Source organism: Halalkalibacter flavus, assembly GCF_036663575.1.
Classification (GTDB): domain Bacteria; phylum Bacillota; class Bacilli; order Bacillales; family Bacillaceae_D; genus Halalkalibacter; species Halalkalibacter flavus.
Window position 1 is genome coordinate 1 of the sequence record NZ_JAWRVK010000399.1, and the last position, 240, is coordinate 240.

Genomic DNA, 240 nt, shown 5'->3' on the forward strand with positions numbered 1-240 from the left:
GCGAGTATTGGAATGAAATTAACTAGCCAGTAAATCACTCACTCGCTTGTTGCATGTATAAGGTACAATTCACAGTACTTGGGCCATTGCGGATCGTTATAGCATTTGAGATGAGACATAAAAATCGTTTTTTGTCATTATGTTCGTGCATGATCAGAGATGCTTCTCCTGAATGGTTAGAAGCGTCATTCCTCGAGGACTTCTCTGCCCATTTCACCACTTGATGCACATATCTTGAAG

At 40.8% G+C, this 240-nt stretch carries 1 protein-coding gene; it reads right to left on the reverse strand.

Annotation, left to right across the window (positions count from 1 at the left end; translation table 11 throughout):
- Window positions 1-34: 34 nt before the first annotated feature.
- A partial coding sequence (locus SAY88_RS25590) for a hypothetical protein (RefSeq protein ID WP_332635248.1) occupies window positions 35-240 on the reverse strand: 206 nt, incomplete at its 5' end.